The following is an 18,309-nucleotide window of genomic DNA, read 5'->3' as shown; positions in this document are numbered from 1 at the left end:
TCCATTTCCAAGCTGGAGAAGCTCTGCAGCCGGAAGCAGATCGGTGCAGCAGCAACCGTGACCGATGGCGCAACGCGGTCACGGAGGTACCAGACCGAGAATTTCCGAGCCGCGATCGCTGACCGCGGAGGCGCCGGCGGCGACCGCAAGACAGTCGTCTGCCTTTGCAGAAGTTGCGTCGCGGACGAGTTAAGCGAGGGCAAGCAAATGCAGCGGCTCGCCCTGCGCAATTTTACGCCAGTCGGGACAAACCGGCCTGCTCACGCAAACGCTACTCGGATAGGCAAGCGGTTGCCGATAAAAGTAGCATCCTGATTCCTAAAGCTATTTTACTCAATGAAACCGTCCGTCAAGGCGAACCTCGCCGCATTCCATCACGATGCCAGATTGTATTTGACGCTCGGCATTGCCAACTGGTCGGTGTTCGTCGACCACATCCCGAACAACGTCGTCAATCTGCTGACGCTGCGAAATTTCGGCTTTAGCGGCGCCGCGGACCTGTTCGTGTTCGTGGTGGGTTATGGCGTCGCCATCATTCACGGCAGGATGGCGCTGGAGCGCGGCTACGTCGTTGCGGCGACGCGCATCTTTCGCCGCGTCTGGCGGCTCTACGCCGCCTATGTCGTGCTCTTCGTGATCTATATCGACACCATCGCCTATGTCGCCTCGCAATCGATGGCGCCGGAGATCATCCACGAATACAACATCTCCGGCATTCTCGAGCATCCGCTACGCATCCTGGTCCGCGGCCTCGTGCTCCAGGAAGAGCCGCTGAACCTCGACCTCCTGCAACTGATGATCCCGCTGATGGCGTTCTTTCCGTTTGCGCTGTGGGGTTTGTTGCGACGGCCGAACCTGACGCTGGCGGCATCGGTCGCGCTGTACGTTGCGGCGCGCTGGTTCGACTGGAATTTCCGGGTCTATCCGGACCAGGACTGGACCTTCAATCCGCTGTGCTGGCAGATGCTGATGGTCCTGGGCGGCTGGTTCGCCGTGACAGGCGCCTCCGGACGCGCGTTGCACGACATGTCCTGGCTGCGGATCCTTGCGGGTGCCTATCTCATCTTCGCGATGGCCGTCACCTTGATGCGGCATTCGCCCGCGCTGTCGATCTATTTGCCGGACATCGTCGTCAACGGCATCGCGCCGACAGACAAGGAAAACCTCGCACCCTATCGCGTGGTCCACTTCCTCGCGCTCGCCTTCCTCGCGACCCATCTCATTCCGGCCGACCACCCCGGCCTGAATTGGCGGCCGCTTCAGGCGGTGATCACATGCGGCGAGGAATGGCTCGCGGTGTTCTGCATTGCCGTGTTCCTGTCCTTCGCCGGCCATCTTATCCTGATCACTGGACCGAACCTCATGGTGATGCAGATCGCGGTAAGCCTCGTTGGCTTTGCCGCGATGACGGCGGTGGCCTATTACATTTCCTGGTCGAAACGGCAGGACCTGCCGGCCGCCCTGCGGCAGCAGGCCTAGAGCTTCGTTCCGATAATCGGAACGGAGCTCCAGATTCCTGTTTTGACGCGTTTTCTTCACGCGAACCGGTATCTACGTCGCACGAAAACGCTCTGGCCAAATAATCGTGCGATTCTGCTAGGCCGAGACCTGTGGCTGCGCTAAGCGGGAAGCCTCTGCGTGAGGGGACCGGGCGTGGCGATGGCAAAGGGCGGGGGTGATGAGGCTGACAGCGCGCCCCGGCGCGGCCGGCCACGATCGATCGAGACCACCAACGCCATTCTCGAAAGCGCCTATGCGCTGATGGCCGCCACCGGCCTTGCCGCCACCTCCATCGACGCCGTCGCACGCCACTCCAGCGTCTCCAAGATGACGATCTACAAATGGTGGCCGTCGCGGGAAGCGCTGCTGATCGACGCCTTCCTTCATCATGCCGCGCAGATGCTGCCGTTGCCGCCTGCGAGCTCCGGCAGCCCCGCGGCGCGCTGTCGCCGCCATGCCGCGGCCTATGCCGAGGCGCTCCAGGGCGAGTTCGGCAAGGTGCAACTCGCCGTCGTCTCCGAATGCATTTCCAAGACCGGCTCGGCGGAGCTGTTCTATGCCCGCTACCTGCAATTCCGCCGCGACGCACTGGTCGAGATGATCGCCGCGGGCCAGACGGATGGCAGCATCCTGGCGGAGGCAGCGCCCGAGGATCTCTACGACGCCATCTATGGCAGCCTGTTCTACCGCTACGTCTTCGGCATCGCACCGATCACGCCGGCCTACGCGCGCAATCTGGTCGACCTGGTGCTGCGGCCGAAGGGTTAGGGCATGATCCGGAAAAGTGCGAAGCGGTTTTCCGAAAAGATCATGCGCAAAACAACAATCTGAAGCGCGACCTCTATCGCACGGGCCTGACCGGCGCCGAGATCTTGTCGGTGCGGTCGCGCTCGGACATGTCGACAACCGTCTCCATCGGCGCCGTCAATTCATAGACGTAGGAGGCGTCGGTGAAGTAGCGCTTGGCGGTGCCGCCGAGCGCTTCGGGCGCGACACGGTCGAGCAGGATCAGACCGAAATCGGAATCCGGGCGGCGCGTCGCCTCGCTGGTGTTGAACTCCTCCCAGCGGAAATGGAAGACCTCATCGGTCCCCTCGCCCGTCACCGTCCAATTCGCGGTGATGTGCGGATGCTTTCCGACCAGCGACAGACCTTCGTCGGAGTGCGAGGCGAGCTCGAAGAACAGGAGCGACAGGCTCTGCGCGGCGCGCGCGCTGACCGCGATGTCGGGGCCGGTGACGGCGATGCGGTCGGCATGCGGGATGGCGCGCGCCTCGAACAGGCCCTTCAGCTTGACGCCCTGCCACTGACTCTCGCTGAGCAGCGAGACCACGTTGGACATGGCGTGGATGCGGCCGATCAGCAGTTCACGCGCGACGTCGATGTCCGAGCCGTGGCGCAGCGTGCGCGTCACGATCGACTGGATCACCGCCAGGATGTTCTTGACCCGGTGGTTGAGCTCGTCGATGACGGCGGTCAGCCGGCGCTCGAAGCCGATCCGCACCTGGATTTCGCGGCTGAGCCGCAGATTGTTGTAGGCGACATAGCCGAACAGGCCGCACACCATCGCGGTGATGGCAAAACCGATCGCCGCCACGATGATCGCCGTCTGCTCGGCGCGCCGCGCCGAATTGGTCTTGGCGTAGTAGCCGAGATGCCAGTCGCGCCCGCCAAAGCTCACCGTGCGCGTCGCCGACGGCGCCGGCCCGTCCGCTGCCGTCATGCGTGACGAGACCACGCCCTGGTCGTTGGCAACGAGCTCGCCACCTTCCCTGCGCGGATCCTTCAGCGCGACCGAGAACAACGACATGTCGTCATTGGTCAGCATCAGGGAGGCGAGCTCGTAGGAAAATGTGACGAAGCCCGCCGGCTCGGTCGCGCCCTCGGGAATGACGGGCGCGGCCACGATGATGCCGATGGGCCCGCCGCCCCGCAGCAACTGAACCGGGTCTGAGGCGACCGACCTCTTCTCGACACGCGCACGCGTCAGCATGGCGCTGCGCACCTGATCCTGCTCGTAGCTGCGGCCGGGCAGCGCCTTGGTCTCGTTGCTGCGCGGCTCGAGGTCCATGAGCACATCGATCGGCTGGGTGACCTTTGCAAGATCGATCGGCTTGTCGTCATAGGAGCGGATCTGCGGATTGGGGAAGCCGGCGCTCGCGATCGCATCTTCCGCCGGCAGAAGCTCGTTCGGTTTCAGCCGGGCGACCCACCCGGCGACCACGAAATCGGTCTTGAAGGCGTAGATGGCCGAGCGCAGCGGCTCCAGCATGTTCGGCTTGATGACCGACGGGGCACGGAACAAGCCTGAGGCGACACGCGCAAGCAGCTCGCGCTCGGTCAGCCGGTCCTGGACCAGGCTCGCGTGGACGTCGATCGCGCGCGCCAGCGCGATCCGGTCCAGTGCCAGCTCCTGGTCGTGGACGCGATAGGCCGCGAGCCCGGAGAGGAGGGCTCCGAGCAGGGCGATGAAACCGATGATAAAACCCAGCCGGACCACTTCGACTACTCAGGCGAAAACAGCAGGTCGGCAATAAACACGGAGCATATCAACGCCGCTCGAACGGCCATGTGCCGAAACAGAGTGGACCCCAGTAACGGAGATAATGAAGGAGGAGGCATCAGTACGCAACTTCGGTCGCCTGAAAAGCTTAATTCGCCCGGCCGATGGTCTGGCCATGAAGGCTTTGCTCCGGGCACCGGAGGTAGTTAATCGCCATGTCCGAAATTTGTTCCGCGGATGCGGCTTTTGCCCCAGAGGTTAATGGCGGAGAACGCCTGCGCCACGTCGCCGCGCCGTCAGCTCGCCCGTTTCAGGCCGCCTTTGGCCTCGATGAAGCCGACGATCTGGTCGAGCCCCTCGCTCTTTTTCAGGTTGGTCATGACGAAGGGGCGCGCGCCGCGCATGCGCCTGGCGTCCGTCTCCATCTTCTCCAGGGAGGCGCCGACATGGGGCGCGAGGTCGATCTTGTTGATGACCAGGAGGTCGGAGCGGGTGATGCCGGGGCCGCCCTTGGAGGGGATCTTGTCGCCGGCCGCCACGTCGATGACGTAGATGGTGAGGTCGGCGAGCTCCGGGGAGAAAGTGGCAGCCAGATTGTCGCCGCCGGATTCGATCAACACGAGGTCGAGCCCGGGGAATTTTGCGCGCATGTCGGCGACCGCGGCCAGGTTCATCGAAGCGTCCTCGCGGATCGCGGTGTGCGGGCAGCCGCCGGTCTCGACGCCGGCGATTCGGTCCGGCGTCAGCGAGCCCGAGCGCACCAGGAATTCCGCGTCCCATTTGGTGTAGATGTCGTTGGTGATCGCCGCGATGTCATAGCGCTCGCGCATGGTCTTGCAGAGCAGGTCCATCAGCGCGGTCTTGCCCGATCCGACCGGGCCGCCTATTCCGACGCGCAAGGGGCCGTGAGATTTCGACATGTCACTCGCTCTCTCTTGATGGGTTAGAGGCCGCACCGCTCACGAGCGAAACAGCCGCGTATATTGCGTCTCGTGCCGCAGGCTGGCGAGATCGGCGCGAAACGCCGCGCCGCCGAGGTCGTCCAAGGTCGCATTCAACGCACGATTGGCGGTCGCGGCAACGGCGGCTTCCAGCTTCACCAGCACCCGCTGGCTGTCGGTCTGGCCGAGCGGAATGAGGCGGCTCGCCGCCGAAATCCAGTTCGAGACCAGCGCATGCAGGAAGGCGTGCAGCGTCGGCGCCAGCGGCACGCCGTGCACCGCCGCAACCACGCCGACGGCGACAGGATAGATCAGTGCCGTGCGACATGCCGCAACCATGGCATCAAGCCCGTCGGCACCCCACGCGGCGCGGGAGATGTCGATGAAGGCGCGCCCCTGCGAGCTCGTCTCGAGCTGCCGCTCGCGCGACGGCACGAAGGCGGCGGCGAGCTCCGCGATATCGGCCAACGTGGTGTCCTCGCCCAATTCAGTGGCGCGATGGGCGTGGACCAGGAACGTCGCATCGCAAAAGCCGGAGCCGTCACCCAGCATGGCGTCGAGCCAGTCGGCCAGCGTCGCGCTGTCGGTGATGTCGCCCGCCTCGACCGCCCATTCGATGCCGCTGGAATAGGAGAAACCGCCGACCGGAAAGGCCGGCGACAGCCACGTCATCAGCCGGTACAGCGCCGCCGCCTCGCGCTCGGCGAGGTCAGCGGCGCTCACCGGCTCATTTGTGGTCATGAGCATGCTTGTGGCCGTGGTGGTCGTCGGGGTGGTCGCAATGCTCGTCGTGGTGATGGTGGTGGCCATGATCATGCGCGGCATGATCGTGGTGGTCGTGACCGTGATGATCGTGGCCATGATGGTCATGGTGATCGTGACCATGATCGTGGTGGTGATGGCCGTGATCGTGATGCGCATGGTCGTCGTGGCCATGTGCATGGCCGGCATCGGCGTAAGCGCCGCCTTCGGGATCGAACGGCGCCTCGATCTCGACGACGCGCGCACCGAGGCCCTTCACCATGGCCTCGATGACATGGTCGCGGCGGATGCGCAGGCTCTTGGCCATGATCTGCGTCGGCAAATGGCGATTGCCGAGGTGCCAGCCGACGCGAATGAGGTGGTGCGGATCGCGGCCGCGGATCTCCAGCAGCGGCTCGGGCGCCGCGACCACTTCGACCAGCCGGCCGTCCTCCAGCACCAGCGCGTCACCGCCGCGCAACGCGACGGCATTCTCCAGGTCGAGCAGGAATTCGAGGCCCCGCGTCCCCGTCATCGCCATGCGGCGGCGGTGCCGGTCGTCGAAATCGAGCACCACCGTATCCGCCGGCGTCTCCGTGAAGCCGTGCTGTCCCTTAACCTGCGTCGCCCGGATCATGCTTTTACCCCGTTACCGTGTCTCGACCTTCTCGGGCGTGATCACTTCAATCTTTGGCGGCGCCGTAAAACACTTCACCGCGACGCGGCCGAACGTCTTCATATGCTCCATGGCGCGATGCGGCACCAGCGCCTCGGCGCTCTCCCACTGCTCGACGAACACCATCTTGGCGGGATCGGTGACGCTTTCGTGCAAATCATAGGCGATATTGCCGGGCTCCTTCCGCGTCTCCTTGATGCAGGCGGTGGCGGCCGCAATGAATTCGGCGCGCGTCTCGGGCTTGATGGTCAAGGTGGCAACGACGTAAATCACGAGAAATCCTCCCGGCTTTTCTTCTAAGGTAAGATACCGGGCGGGACCTTAGACCAGGCGGGGTCGAACGCAAAACCGGAAAAGCCGCCCCCCCGGGCCTGCGCCGGGGGCATGCGTCCAGACGCTATTTCAGTACATGAAATATCGCTGCGCCATCGGCAGTACCTCGGCGGGCGCGCAGGTCAGCAGTTCGCCGTCGGCGCGCACCTCGTAGGTCTCGGGATCGACCTCGATATTGGGCGTGGCGTCGTTGTGGATCATGCTCTTCTTCGAGATCTTCCCGCGGGTGTTCTGCACCGCATAGAGCTTCTTGTCGATGCCGAGCTTTCGCGCGAGGCCGCCGGTGACCGCCGCCTTCGAGGTGAACACCACGGACGACGCGGTGCGCGCCTTGCCGAAGGCACCGAACATCGGCTGATAGTGCACCGGCTGCGGCGTCGGGATCGAGGCGTTGGGATCGCCCATGGGGGCCGCGACGATCGAGCCGCCCTTGATGATACAGTCCGGCTTGACGCCGAAGAAGGCCGGCGACCACAGCACGAGATCGGCGAGCTTGCCCTTCTCGACCGAGCCGATCAGTTTCGACACGCCGTGGGCGATCGCGGGATTGATCGTGTACTTGGCGATGTAGCGCTTGACGCGGAAATTGTCGTTGTCCTTGCCCTTGTCCTGGTCGAGCGACCCGCGCTGCTTCTTCATCTTGTCCGCGGTCTGCCATGTCCGGATGATGACTTCACCGAGGCGGCCCATGGCCTGCGAGTCCGAGGAGATCATCGAGAGCGCGCCGAGATCGTGCAGGATATCCTCGGCCGCGATGGTCTCCTTGCGGATGCGGCTCTCGGCGAAGGCGAGGTCCTCGGCGATCGAGGGATCGAGGTGATGGCACACCATCAGCATGTCCAGATGCTCGTCGAGGGTGTTGCGGGTGAACGGCCGCGTCGGATTGGTCGAGGACGGCAGCACGTTCTTCAGCCCCGCGACCTTGATGATATCAGGCGCATGTCCGCCGCCGGCGCCCTCGGTGTGGAAGGCGTGGATGGTGCGGCCCTTGAATGCCTTGACCGTATCCTCGACGAAGCCGGATTCGTTCAGCGTGTCGGTGTGGATCATCACCTGAATGTCGTAGTCGTCGGCCACCGACAGGCAGGTATCGATCGCCGCCGGCGTCGTGCCCCAGTCCTCGTGCAGCTTCAGCGCACAGGCGCCGGCCTTGATCATCTCGACCAGCGCGGCGGGCCGCGACGCGTTGCCCTTGCCGGAGATGCCGAGATTGACCGGGAACGCGTCGAACGACTGGATCATCCGCCCCATGTGCCACGGCCCCGGCGTGCAGGTGGTGGCGAACGTGCCGTGCGAGGGACCGGTGCCGCCGCCGAGCATCGAGGTGACGCCGGACATCAGCGCGTGCTCGATCTGCTGCGGACAGATGAAATGGATGTGGCTGTCGAAGCCGCCGGCGGTCAGGATTTTCCCTTCGCCCGCGATCACGTCGGTGCCGGGGCCGACGATGATCGTGACGCCCGGCTGGATATCGGGATTGCCGGCCTTGCCGATCGCGGAGATCATGCCGTCCTTGATCGCGACGTCGGCCTTCACGATGCCCCAGTGATCGACGATCAGCGCATTGGTGATGACGGTGTCGGCCGCGCCCTGCTTGTTGGTGACCTGCGACTGGCCCATGCCGTCGCGGATCACCTTGCCGCCGCCGAACTTCACCTCCTCGCCATAGGTGGTGAAATCCTTCTCGACCTCGATGATGAGATCTGTATCGGCCAATCGCACCTTGTCGCCGGTGGTCGGGCCGAACATGTCGGCATAGACGGAACGCTTTATTTTGACGGACATCACAAGCCCCGTTTGCGTTTGAATTTTTGATTGTTCACAGCGAAGCCTTCGCTGCTCTTACGGCATCGTCGAATTTTGCATCGAGCCACGAATTGCCGCCACGGCATCCGGCAACGACCTGCTCAGCCCAACCCGTGTAGTCGGCGAGATCGTCGCGCTCTTCGGCGGACGGGTCGGAATGAATGCGCGCGCCGATATTGCTGATCTTGTCGGCGATCTTGATCAGCTTGGCGCCGGCCGGTTTTTTCGGCGCATCGACGATCTGCCGGCGTCGCCGCTCTGGTTTGGGCAGGCTCATGTCGTCGGTGCATTCAACGACGAGGGAAGCGACGCGGTCAGAAAACCTCTGCGCAAGTTCCTCGCGCGTCGTCTCGGTGTCCTCGATCGCATCATGCAACCACCCGGCCGCGACCAGTTCGGCATCGGCCCCATCTGTCGCCGTCGCAAGCAGGTTCGCGACCTCCGCGAGATGGTTGATGTAAGGCTCGTTGCCCCGCCCCTTGCGCGCCATGCCATTGTGCCGACGCGCGGCCAGCTCGGCGGCTTCAGAGACGAGGCGGACGGCGGAGAGCATGACTCACAGCTTCCCCATCACGTCGCCGCGGAAACCGTAGATCGTCTTCTTCCCGGCCACGGCGACGAGCTGGACGTCGCGGGTCTGGCCCGGTTCGAAGCGGACGGCCGTGCCGGCGGCGATGTCGAGGCGCATGCCGCGGGCTTTCTTGCGGTCGAATTTCAGCGCCGGGTTGGTCTCGAAGAAATGGTAGTGCGAGCCGACCTGGATCGGACGGTCGCCGGTGTTGGCGACCGTCAGCGTCACGGTCTTGCGGCCGGCATTGAGCTCGATCTCGCCGTCCAGGATGAAGAGTTCGCCGGGGATCATTTTGCGCTCCTACCTGATCGGCTCATGAACGGTGACGAGCTTGGTGCCGTCCGGAAAGGTCGCCTCGACCTGGATGTCGTGGATCATCTCGGGGATGCCTGGCATCACCTGATCGCGGGTGAGGACCTGCGCGCCGGATTGCATCAGCTCGGCGACGGTGCGGCCGTCGCGCGCGCCTTCGAGGATGAAGTCGGAGATGATCGCGATCGCCTCGGGATGGTTGAGCTTGACGCCGCGATCCAGCCGGCGGCGGGCGACGATCGCCGCCATCGAGATCAGGAGCTTGTCCTTTTCGCGGGGAGACAGGTTCATGCAGCATCTCTTCCGTTCAATGCATCAATTCAGCAGCCATCAACTCAGCCACAACCGAGGCAACGCCGCGCCGGTCCGCGCCAGCACCGCCATCATGTCGGCGCGCAAGCGCGCCGCATCTTGGGCACAGAACCGGGCCATTGCAAAGCCATTCCAGGCGGAGATTCCAACCTCGCCGGCGAATGACTCCGTGGCCTCGCGGATACGCTCGATCAGCGGCTCGTCGCCGGGAACGATCAGCGCCGTACCGATCGCGGCACCGCCCTTGGCCACCGCCGATCGCCCAAGTTTTGCACCGATATTGCCGTCGAGCCTGACGGTTTCGGCGAACACCAGCTTGCCACCACGACGCAGCCGCCAGCGATCAATGAACTCGCCCTGCTCCATCCGCTCGCCCATGGCGGTGCGGCCGAACACGACGATCTCGCAAAGCAGAAGCGAGGCGGCCTCGTCGAGCTCGATGTCGAAACGACGATGGACCCGGGCCCGATCGAACAGGATCGTCTCCTGGGGCAACCAGCCGAGATGCGCGCCTGCGGCGACCTTCAAGGCGATATTGAGCTGCGCCGCCGCCCCTGGCGCGCGATAGACCTTCTCGGCCGCAGCCGTGGTCAATGTCAGGCGTGAACCCTGGCCTGCCGCGATCTCGATATCGAAACGATCTCCGCCAGCAACGCCGCCGGCCGTGTTGACGAACACGCCGGAGAGTCCCTCGCCCTCCGGCGAGGGAAAGCGCACGCGCAGGGAGCCGGACTCATGCAAGACGCCCCGCCGCGTCACGCCATCGCGCGCATGGACGTCGAAGCGCACCGCGCCGCGGGCGCGGTTCGCCTCGAATACCGAAGATGTCGTCAAAGCGTCGCTGCGCATCCGCCTCCCCAGCCGGCCGCGGCAGAAATTTTCGGATTACAGCGCCATCTGGCGGCTGATTTCGGCCGGATCGAGATTGGATCGATCGCAGGAGAATTTCACCGCACCGCGATCCATCACGGCGAAACTGTCGCCGAGTTCGCAGGCAAAGTCGAGATATTGTTCGACCAGCACGATGGCGATGTTGCCGAGGTTACGCAGATACGAGATGGCGCGACCGATGTCCTTGATGATCGACGGCTGGATGCCCTCGGTCGGCTCGTCGAGCAACAGCAGCTTTGGCCGCATCACCAGCGCACGCCCGATCGCGAGCTGCTGCTGCTGGCCGCCGGAGAGGTCGCCGCCGCGCCGGCCGAGCATGGATTGCAGCACCGGGAACAGCGAGAACACGTCGTCCGGAATGTGCCTGTCCTCGCGCTTGAGCGGACCGAAGCCGGTCTTGAGGTTCTCCTCGACCGTCAGCAGCGGAAAGATCTCGCGGCCCTGCGGCACGAAGCCGATGCCCTTGCGCGCCCGCTCATAGGGCTTGAGGCCCGTGATGTCGCTGCCGTCGAGCACGATCGCGCCCGAGGAGATCGGATACTGGCCGACCATGGCGCGCAGGAGCGAGGTCTTGCCGACGCCGTTGCGCCCGAGCACGCAGGTGACCTTGCCGGGCTCTGCGGCGATGGAGACGCCGCGCAGCGCCTGTGCCGCGCCGTAGAACAGGTTGATGTCCTTGACCTCAAGCATCGCTCAGCGCCCCAGATAGACTTCGATGACCCGCTCGTTGGACGAGACCTGGTCGATGGTTCCTTCCGCAAGCACGGTGCCTTCATGCAGGCAGGTGACCTTGACGCCGAGCTCGCGCACGAACGTCATGTCGTGCTCGACGACCATCACGGTGTGGGTCTTGTTGATTTCCTTGAGCAGCTCGGCCGTGAGATGCGTCTCGACGTCGGTCATGCCCGCGACGGGCTCGTCGACGAGCAGCAGCTTCGGATCCTGCGCCAGCAGCATGCCGATCTCGAGCCACTGCTTCTGACCGTGGCTGAGGCTGCCGGCGAGGCGGTTGCGGGCATCGGTGAGGCGGATCGTCTCCAGCACCTTGTCGATGCGCTCGGATTCCGCCCTGCTGCCGCGCCAGAACAGCGTACCCTTGACGCTGTGGTCGACATTGAGCGCAAGCAGGAGGTTGTCCTGCACGGTCTGGCTCTCGAATACGGTCGGCTTCTGGAATTTGCGGCCGATGCCGAGCTCGGCGATGCGGGTCTCGTCCAGACGCGTCAAATCGGTGACGCCGTCGAACAGCACCGTACCCTCGTCGGGCTTGGTCTTGCCGGTGATGATGTCCATCATCGTGGTCTTGCCGGCGCCGTTCGGGCCGATAATTGCGCGCATCTCGCCGGGCGCGAGCGTCAGCGACAGATTGTTGATGGCGTGGAAGCCGTCGAACGAGACGTGCACGCCGTCGAGATAGAGCATCGCGGAGGTCGCGCGGGTGTCCATGACGTTCATTGCGCCTACTCCGCCATCTTGGGTTCGGTGACGCCATCTTCGGCCGCGGCGCTCGCGCTGGTCGCCGCGGTGCGTTTCTCTTTTGACGACTCCCACCAGGCATTGAAGGTCCCGACGATGCCCTTCGGCAGCAGCAGTGTCACCAGGATGAACAGCGCGCCCAGCATGAACAGCCAGTAGGGCGCGAGCATGCCCGAGGTGAAGAACGTTTTTGCGTAGTTGACGACGACGGCGCCGAGTGCCGCGCCGATCAGCGTACCGCGGCCGCCAACCGCGACCCAGATCACCGCCTCGATCGAATTGCCGGGTGCGAATTCGCTCGGGTTGATGATGCCGACCTGGGGCACGTAGAGCGCACCGGCAACGCCGGCCATGCAGGCCGACAACGTGAACACGAACAGCTTGTAGGATTCGACGCGGTACCCGAGGAACCGACTGCGCGATTCCGCATCGCGGATTGCGATCAGAACCTTGCCGAGCTTGGAGGACACGACGGAGCGGCAGATCAGGAAGCTCAGGATCAGCGCCAGGCAGCTCAGCGCAAACAGCGCGGCACGGGTGCCCTCGGCCTGCACGTTGAAGCCGAGGATGTCCTTGAAGTCGGTCAGGCCGTTGTTGCCGCCGAAGCCGAAATCATTGCGGAAGAAGGCCAGCAGCAGCGCATAGGTCATCGCCTGCGTGATGATCGACAGGTACACGCCGGTGACGCGGGAGCGGAAGGCGAGCCAGCCGAAGCAGAAGGCAAGCAGGCCGGGCACGACCAGCACCATCAGTGCCGCGAACCAGAACATGTCGAAGCCGTACCAGTACCAGGGCAGCTTCGAATAGTTCAGGAACACCATGAAGTCGGGCAAGATCGGGTTGCCGTAGACGCCGCGGGTGCCGATCTGCCGCATCAGGTACATGCCCATCGCGTAGCCGCCGAGCGCGAAGAAGGCGCCGTGGCCGAGCGAGAGGATGCCGCAATAGCCCCAGATGAGGTCGATCGAGAGCGCGAGGATCGCGTAGCAGACATACTTGCCCCAGAGCGCGACCAGATAGGTCGGCACCTGCAGGACCGAGCCCGCGGGCAGCAGCAGGTTGGAGAGCGGGATGAGGATGCCGCAGGCCGCGACGATGGCGAGAAAGATCGTCGCGCCGCGGTCGAGCGACCTGGTCAGCATGTGGGGGGTCATGCTTCCACCGCACGGCCCTTGAGCGCGAACAGGCCGCGCGGCCGCTTTTGAATGAACAGGATGATGAGAACGAGGATGGCGATCTTGCCGAGCACGGCGCCTGCGACCGGCTCCAGGAACTTGTTGGCGATGCCGAGCGTGAAGGCGCCGACCAGCGTGCCCCAGAGATTGCCGACGCCGCCGAACACCACGACCATGAAGCTGTCGATGATGTAGCTCTGGCCGAGATTGGGGCTGACATTGTCGATCTGCGACAGCGCCACGCCTGCGATGCCGGCAATGCCGGAGCCGAGACCGAAGGTCAGCGCGTCGACGCGCGAGGTGGCGATGCCCATCGAGGCCGCCATGCGGCGGTTCTGCGTCACCGCGCGCATCTCGAGGCCGAGCGCGGTGTAGCGCAGCATCGCGAGCAGGATGACGAAGACGGCCAGCGTGAAGCAGAGGATCCAGAGCCGGTTATAGGTGATGGTGATCTGGCCGAGCTCGAACGCGCCACTCATCCAGGAGGGATTGCCGACCTCGCGGTTGGTCGGGCCGAACATGGTGCGCACCGCCTGCTGCAGCACCAGCGACAGGCCCCAGGTCGCCAGCAGCGTCTCCAGCGGACGGCCATAGAGGAAACGGATGATGCTGCGCTCGATCAGCACGCCGATGCCGCCGGCGACGAGGAAGGCGAGCGGCACGGCGATCAAGAGCGAATAATCGAAGAGTACGGGATAGCGGTTGCGGATCACCTCCTGCACCACGAAGGTGGTGTAGGCGCCGATCATCACCATCTCGCCATGGGCCATGTTGATGACGCCCATCACGCCGAAGGTGATGGCAAGCCCGATCGCGGCGAGCAGCAGCACCGAGCCGAGCGAGAGGCCGTACCAGGCATTCTGCACCGTGGACCAGACCGCGAGCGAAGACTGGATCGAGCCGATCGCGCTCGCGGCGGCCTTGGTCACCGAGGCCGGCTGGTCGCCCATGCCTGTCAGCAACGCCATCGCCTCCTGGTCGCCGCGCGCCTTGAGGGTCGCGACTGCCTCGAGCTTCTCGACTTCGGTGGCATCGGACTTGAACAGCAGGATGGCCGCGCGGGCTTCGCCGAGCGCAGCCTTGACCGATTTGTTGGTTTCCTTGGCGAGCGCGCCATCGACCGCCTCGAGCGCGGTCTCCTCATGCGACTTGAAGACGGATTGCGCAGCCTGCAGGCGCGTTCCGACGTCCGGCGACTGGAGCGTCAGGCTGCCAAGCGCGGCGTCGACGCTGCGGCGCAGGCGGTTGTTGAGGCGGACCGCGCTCGCGCTGTCGGGAACGCTGGCGACGGGCTCACCGGTCGCGGCATCGATCGACTTGCCATCGGCACCGGTGACGTAAACCTTCTTGCTGTCAGGATCGGCCATGAGACGGCCGTCCTGGAGCGCGCTGATGATGGGGAAAGCCAGCTTGTTGCCGCTGCTCGCGACCACGCCGATCGCCTCTTCCGTGTCGGAGTAATCGTCGTTGGCGAATTTGGCGACGGCGTCCTCGAACGGACCGGCAAAGGCCGGAAGTGCGAACGCGATGAGGAATAACGAGAGGACAAAGGTCGACAGACGAGCGGATAGATTGGTTGGCACTGTGGATCACCCCGGCAGAAGTGGGGAGAAGGCGGCGGAATAGCCGTCTTCTCCCGTCGTGCGATCAAACGTCAGATCCGGATCAGGAGCCGGAGCCGAGGCACTTGTTGGTCTTGGTGTTGAAGTTGCCGCACTTCTTGCCGACCCAGTCGCCGACCAGGTCCTTGGAGCCGTCGAGCTCCTTCGACCAGGCATCGCCGGCAACGAGGCTCGGGGTCTTCCAGACCACGTCGAACTGGCCGTTGCCCTTGATCTCACCGATGAACACCGGCTTGGTGATGTGGTGGTTCGGCAGCATCTTCGACACGCCGCCGGTCAGGTTCGGCGCCTCGATGCCGGGCAGCGCGTCGATCACCTTGTCCGGATCGGTCGACTTCACCTTCTCGACGGCCTTCACCCACATGTTGAAGCCGATCACGTGCGCTTCCATCGGATCGTTGGTCACGCGCTTCGGGTTCTTGGTGTAGGCCTGCCAGTCCTTGATGAACTTCTCGTTCGCCGGGTTCTTGATCGACTCGAAGTAGTTCCAGGCGGCGAGATGGCCGACCAGCGGCTTGGTGTCGATACCGGCGAGCTCTTCCTCACCCACCGAGAACGCGACCACCGGGATGTCCTTGGCCTTGATGCCCTGGTTGCCGAGCTCCTTGTAGAAGGGGACGTTGGCGTCGCCGTTGATGGTCGAGACCACCGCGGTCTTCTTGCCGGCCGAGCCGAACTTCTTGATGTCGGCCACGATCGTCTGCCAGTCGGAATGACCGAACGGCGTGTAGTTGATCATGATGTCTTCCTGGGCGACACCCTTCGACTTCAGATAGGCTTCCAGGATCTTGTTGGTGGTGCGCGGATAGACGTAGTCGGTGCCCGCGAGCACCCAGCGCTTCACCTTCTCGTCCTTCATCAGATAGTCGACGGCGGGGATCGCCTGCTGGTTCGGCGCCGCACCCGTGTAGAACACGTTGCGCTCGCTCTCCTCGCCCTCGTACTGCACGGGGTAGAACAGGATGTTGTTCAGCTCCTTGAACACCGGGAGCACCGACTTGCGCGACACCGAGGTCCAGCAGCCGAACACGACCGCAACCTTGTCCTTGGTGATCAGCTCGCGCGCCTTTTCGGCGAACAGCGGCCAGTTCGAAGCGGGATCGACGACGACGGCTTCGAGCTTCTTGCCGAGCACGCCGCCCTTCTTGTTCTGCTCGTCGATCAGGAAGAGGACGGTGTCCTTCAGCGTGGTTTCGCTGATGGCCATGGTGCCGGAGAGAGAATGAAGGACGCCGACCTTGATGGTGTCGTCCGCGGCCTTTGCGCCGGTCAATGAAGCCAGACCGAGCATCAGTCCGGCGGTCGCGGCGAGCACGCCGCGGCGGCTAAATGACGCCGCTATATCGTGAGTGGATTTGGTAAGCATGAGTGTATCATCTCCCTGACGCAGACGTGAAAAAGACGCTGCGAACGGCCCCACGGCCGCCTGCGATTAACGGAATCGCAAGAACCATGCCATGGGCTGAGCACATGCCAACCTATTGGTCAGGCTAGGTAATTTTGCTACAATCCAACTTTCGCCGCAGTCCAACTGCTCAAATCTTGGGCGAATAAAATGTATGCCAATGCGGCAGACAGGTTATTTTTTAAGCAAACCAGCGCCTCTGTCTAAATTTCCGGCATAACTATTTCTGCACTGCAATCGCGGTTTGAGGCCGCGTTGCCTTGAAACCGCCCCCTGAATGTTCCATATGAAGGTTCGAGACCTCTTGCGAATCAAGGGGTCGTAGCGAGCCGCGTGTTCTTAAGCCCTTTCGGGCCTCTGGCTTGCCCCATCTCATCAAGCCATCCGACACCCCAAACACGCAGGTGTCTATTCGACACCCTTATTGCGCGTGCCCCGCTGATTGCGCCGGGCGCCCGCTTTCGACATGGAAAGAACCCATCTTTTGACTTCCTTTCAGGACTTCGGCCTTGCCGAACCCATCGCGCGTGCTCTCGCCGAAGAGAATTACGTCACTCCCACCCCCATCCAGGCCCAGACGATTCCCACGGCGCTGACCGGCCGCGACATCGTCGGCATCGCCCAGACCGGCACCGGCAAGACCGCGTCCTTCGCGCTGCCGATCCTGCACCGCCTGCTCGAGAACCGCATCAAGCCGCAGCCGAAGACCTGCCGCGTGCTGGTGCTCTCGCCCACCCGTGAGCTGTCCGGCCAGATCCTCGACAGCTTCAACGCCTACGGCCGCCACATCCGCCTGTCCTCGACACTGGCCATCGGCGGCGTGCCGATGGGCCGCCAGGTTCGTGCGCTGATGCCTGGCCTCGAGGTCTTGGTGGCGACCCCCGGGCGGCTGCTCGACCTCGTGCAGAGCAACGGGCTGAAGCTTGGAAGCGTCGAATTCCTCGTACTCGACGAGGCCGACCGCATGCTCGACATGGGCTTCATCAACGACATCCGCAAAATCGTCGCCAAGCTGCCGATCAAGCGGCAGACGCTGTTCTTCTCGGCCACCATGCCGAAGGACATCGCCGAGCTCGCCGACGCGATGCTGCGGGACCCCGCCCGCGTTGCGGTCACCCCGGTGTCCTCGACCGCCGAGCGGATCAACCAGCGCATCATCCAGGTCGATTTCTCCGCCAAGCCCGCCTTCCTGACCAAGCTCCTGAAGGACGAGCCGGTCAATCGCGCGCTGGTCTTCACCCGCACCAAGCATGGTGCCGACAAGGTCGTGAAGACACTCGAGAAGGCTGGAATCGCCGCCAGCGCCATCCATGGCAACAAGTCACAGAACCATCGTGAGCGGACGCTCGCCCAGTTCCGTTCCGGCGAGATTCGCACCCTGGTCGCCACCGACATCGCCGCCCGCGGTATCGATGTCGACGGCATCAGCCACGTCATCAATTTCGACCTGCCCAACGTGCCCGAGACCTATGTGCACCGTATCGGCCGTACCGCGCGTGCCGGTGCCGACGGTACTGCGATCTCGCTGGTCGCCGGCGGCGAGGAACTCAGCTATCTCCGCGACATCGAGCGACTGATCAAGGTGGCGCTGCCGCGCGAGGATCTCCGCACCGATGCCGGGCGCCGCGATGCGGGTCCGCCCCCGCCGCAGCAACGACAGGGCCGGCCGGGCCGCCCGGGCCAGCGTCCGCACGGGGCAAGGCATGGTGAGGGACGTCACACTGACGGACGACGCACCGACGAAAGGCATGCCGACGGACGCCACCATAGCGCCGCCAAGCACGGCGATGGACGGCCCGGTGAAGGCCGGCACGGCGACGGACGGCATGTTGAAGGAAGGCCCGGCAATAACGGCCCGAAGGCCTCGAAGGGGTCTCGTCGCCGCCGCTCCGGTGGCAAGATGCATTCTTCCCCAACCGACCGGTCGGAACAGCGTCCTGCGCATAGCGCCGGCAAGCCCGATGGGATACAAGGCGTGGCCTTTTTACGCCGCGAGAGTCGGCCGAACGGCCAACCGACCCGCAAACCCTTTTCGCACTAGCCGT

General features: G+C 64.1%; 18 protein-coding genes. 3 read left to right on the top strand and 15 right to left on the bottom strand.

The window, feature by feature from the left end; genetic code table 11:
• Positions 1–336: 336 nt before the first annotated feature.
• Both AB7008_RS05980 and AB7008_RS05975 read left to right on the top strand, forming a co-directional pair.
• Positions 337–1,479: an OpgC domain-containing protein gene (locus AB7008_RS05980; protein ID WP_304492753.1), complete on the top strand. Its 1,143-nt coding sequence runs from the start codon at positions 337–339 to the stop codon at positions 1,477–1,479.
• Positions 1,480–1,659: 180 nt separating this feature from the next.
• Positions 1,660–2,268: a TetR/AcrR family transcriptional regulator gene (locus AB7008_RS05975; RefSeq protein ID WP_041956215.1), complete on the top strand. Its 609-nt coding sequence runs from the start codon at positions 1,660–1,662 to the stop codon at positions 2,266–2,268.
• Between the two features lie 73 nt (positions 2,269–2,341).
• On the opposite strand, the gene AB7008_RS05970 is transcribed toward AB7008_RS05975, so the two are convergent.
• From AB7008_RS05970 to urtA, 15 genes are all read right to left on the bottom strand, one after another.
• The gene (locus tag AB7008_RS05970) at positions 2,342–4,000 is read right to left on the bottom strand and encodes a CHASE domain-containing protein (RefSeq protein WP_014498206.1); all 1,659 of its coding nucleotides are present in this window, start codon (positions 3,998–4,000) and stop codon (positions 2,342–2,344) included.
• A 299-nt stretch (positions 4,001–4,299) separates the two neighbouring features.
• Positions 4,300–4,923 carry an urease accessory protein UreG gene (ureG, locus tag AB7008_RS05965; RefSeq protein ID WP_014498207.1) on the bottom strand — a complete coding sequence of 208 codons (624 nt, stop codon included), beginning with the start codon at positions 4,921–4,923 and terminating at the stop codon, positions 4,300–4,302.
• Between the two features lie 39 nt (positions 4,924–4,962).
• Complete coding sequence (locus tag AB7008_RS05960; RefSeq protein ID WP_369525501.1) at positions 4,963–5,691, bottom strand: urease accessory protein UreF; 729 nt, start codon at positions 5,689–5,691, stop codon at positions 4,963–4,965.
• Positions 5,672–6,322 (bottom strand): urease accessory protein UreE, encoded by a 651-nt coding sequence (locus tag AB7008_RS05955; protein WP_304492752.1) that lies wholly within the window; start codon positions 6,320–6,322, stop codon positions 5,672–5,674. The genes AB7008_RS05960 and AB7008_RS05955 overlap by 20 nt, the downstream gene beginning before the upstream one ends.
• 12 nt (positions 6,323–6,334) lie before the next feature.
• The gene (locus AB7008_RS05950; RefSeq protein ID WP_014498210.1) at positions 6,335–6,634 is read right to left on the bottom strand and encodes a putative quinol monooxygenase; all 300 of its coding nucleotides are present in this window, start codon (positions 6,632–6,634) and stop codon (positions 6,335–6,337) included.
• Positions 6,635–6,763: 129 nt separating this feature from the next.
• Positions 6,764–8,479, bottom strand: a complete 1,716-nt coding sequence (gene ureC / locus AB7008_RS05945; RefSeq protein ID WP_014498211.1) for an urease subunit alpha — start codon at positions 8,477–8,479, stop codon at positions 6,764–6,766.
• Positions 8,480–8,513: 34 nt separating this feature from the next.
• Entirely contained in the window at positions 8,514–9,053 is a 540-nt protein-coding gene (locus AB7008_RS05940) for an HD domain-containing protein (protein WP_441258627.1), read from the bottom strand.
• A gap of 3 nt (positions 9,054–9,056) precedes the next feature.
• Entirely contained in the window at positions 9,057–9,362 is a 306-nt protein-coding gene (locus tag AB7008_RS05935) for an urease subunit beta (RefSeq protein WP_014498213.1), read from the bottom strand.
• A 9-nt stretch (positions 9,363–9,371) separates the two neighbouring features.
• Complete coding sequence (locus AB7008_RS05930) at positions 9,372–9,674, bottom strand: urease subunit gamma (RefSeq protein WP_007605424.1); 303 nt, start codon at positions 9,672–9,674, stop codon at positions 9,372–9,374.
• A gap of 39 nt (positions 9,675–9,713) precedes the next feature.
• Positions 9,714–10,544, bottom strand: a complete 831-nt coding sequence (locus tag AB7008_RS05925; RefSeq protein ID WP_028157401.1) for an urease accessory protein UreD — start codon at positions 10,542–10,544, stop codon at positions 9,714–9,716.
• Between the two features lie 36 nt (positions 10,545–10,580).
• Entirely contained in the window at positions 10,581–11,276 is a 696-nt protein-coding gene (gene urtE / locus AB7008_RS05920) for an urea ABC transporter ATP-binding subunit UrtE (protein WP_014498215.1), read from the bottom strand.
• 3 nt (positions 11,277–11,279) lie between these two features.
• Positions 11,280–12,041 (bottom strand): urea ABC transporter ATP-binding protein UrtD, encoded by a 762-nt coding sequence (gene urtD, locus AB7008_RS05915; RefSeq protein ID WP_014498216.1) that lies wholly within the window; start codon positions 12,039–12,041, stop codon positions 11,280–11,282.
• A 5-nt stretch (positions 12,042–12,046) separates the two neighbouring features.
• Positions 12,047–13,216, bottom strand: coding sequence for an urea ABC transporter permease subunit UrtC (gene urtC, locus AB7008_RS05910; RefSeq protein WP_028157400.1), 1,170 nt, complete (start codon positions 13,214–13,216; stop codon positions 12,047–12,049).
• Positions 13,213–14,820 (bottom strand): urea ABC transporter permease subunit UrtB, encoded by a 1,608-nt coding sequence (urtB, locus tag AB7008_RS05905; RefSeq protein ID WP_441258626.1) that lies wholly within the window; start codon positions 14,818–14,820, stop codon positions 13,213–13,215. Before urtB ends, urtC begins: the two co-directional genes overlap by 4 nt.
• Before the next feature lie 82 nt (positions 14,821–14,902).
• On the bottom strand, positions 14,903–16,225 hold the full coding sequence (gene urtA / locus AB7008_RS05900; protein ID WP_248881398.1) for an urea ABC transporter substrate-binding protein: 1,323 nt from the start codon (positions 16,223–16,225) through the stop codon (positions 14,903–14,905).
• A 505-nt stretch (positions 16,226–16,730) separates the two neighbouring features.
• Here urtA and AB7008_RS05895 point away from each other — a divergent pair.
• Positions 16,731–18,305, top strand: a complete 1,575-nt coding sequence (locus AB7008_RS05895) for a DEAD/DEAH box helicase (RefSeq protein ID WP_441258625.1) — start codon at positions 16,731–16,733, stop codon at positions 18,303–18,305.
• The last annotated feature ends 4 nt before the right edge of the window (positions 18,306–18,309 follow it).

It is taken from the genome of Bradyrhizobium sp. 521_C7_N1_3, from assembly GCF_052075975.1.
GTDB classification, from domain to species: Bacteria; Pseudomonadota; Alphaproteobacteria; order Rhizobiales; family Xanthobacteraceae; genus Bradyrhizobium; species Bradyrhizobium japonicum.
The sequence above is the reverse complement of the archived record's forward strand: the minus strand, read 5'-3'. Positions and strand labels throughout refer to the sequence as shown.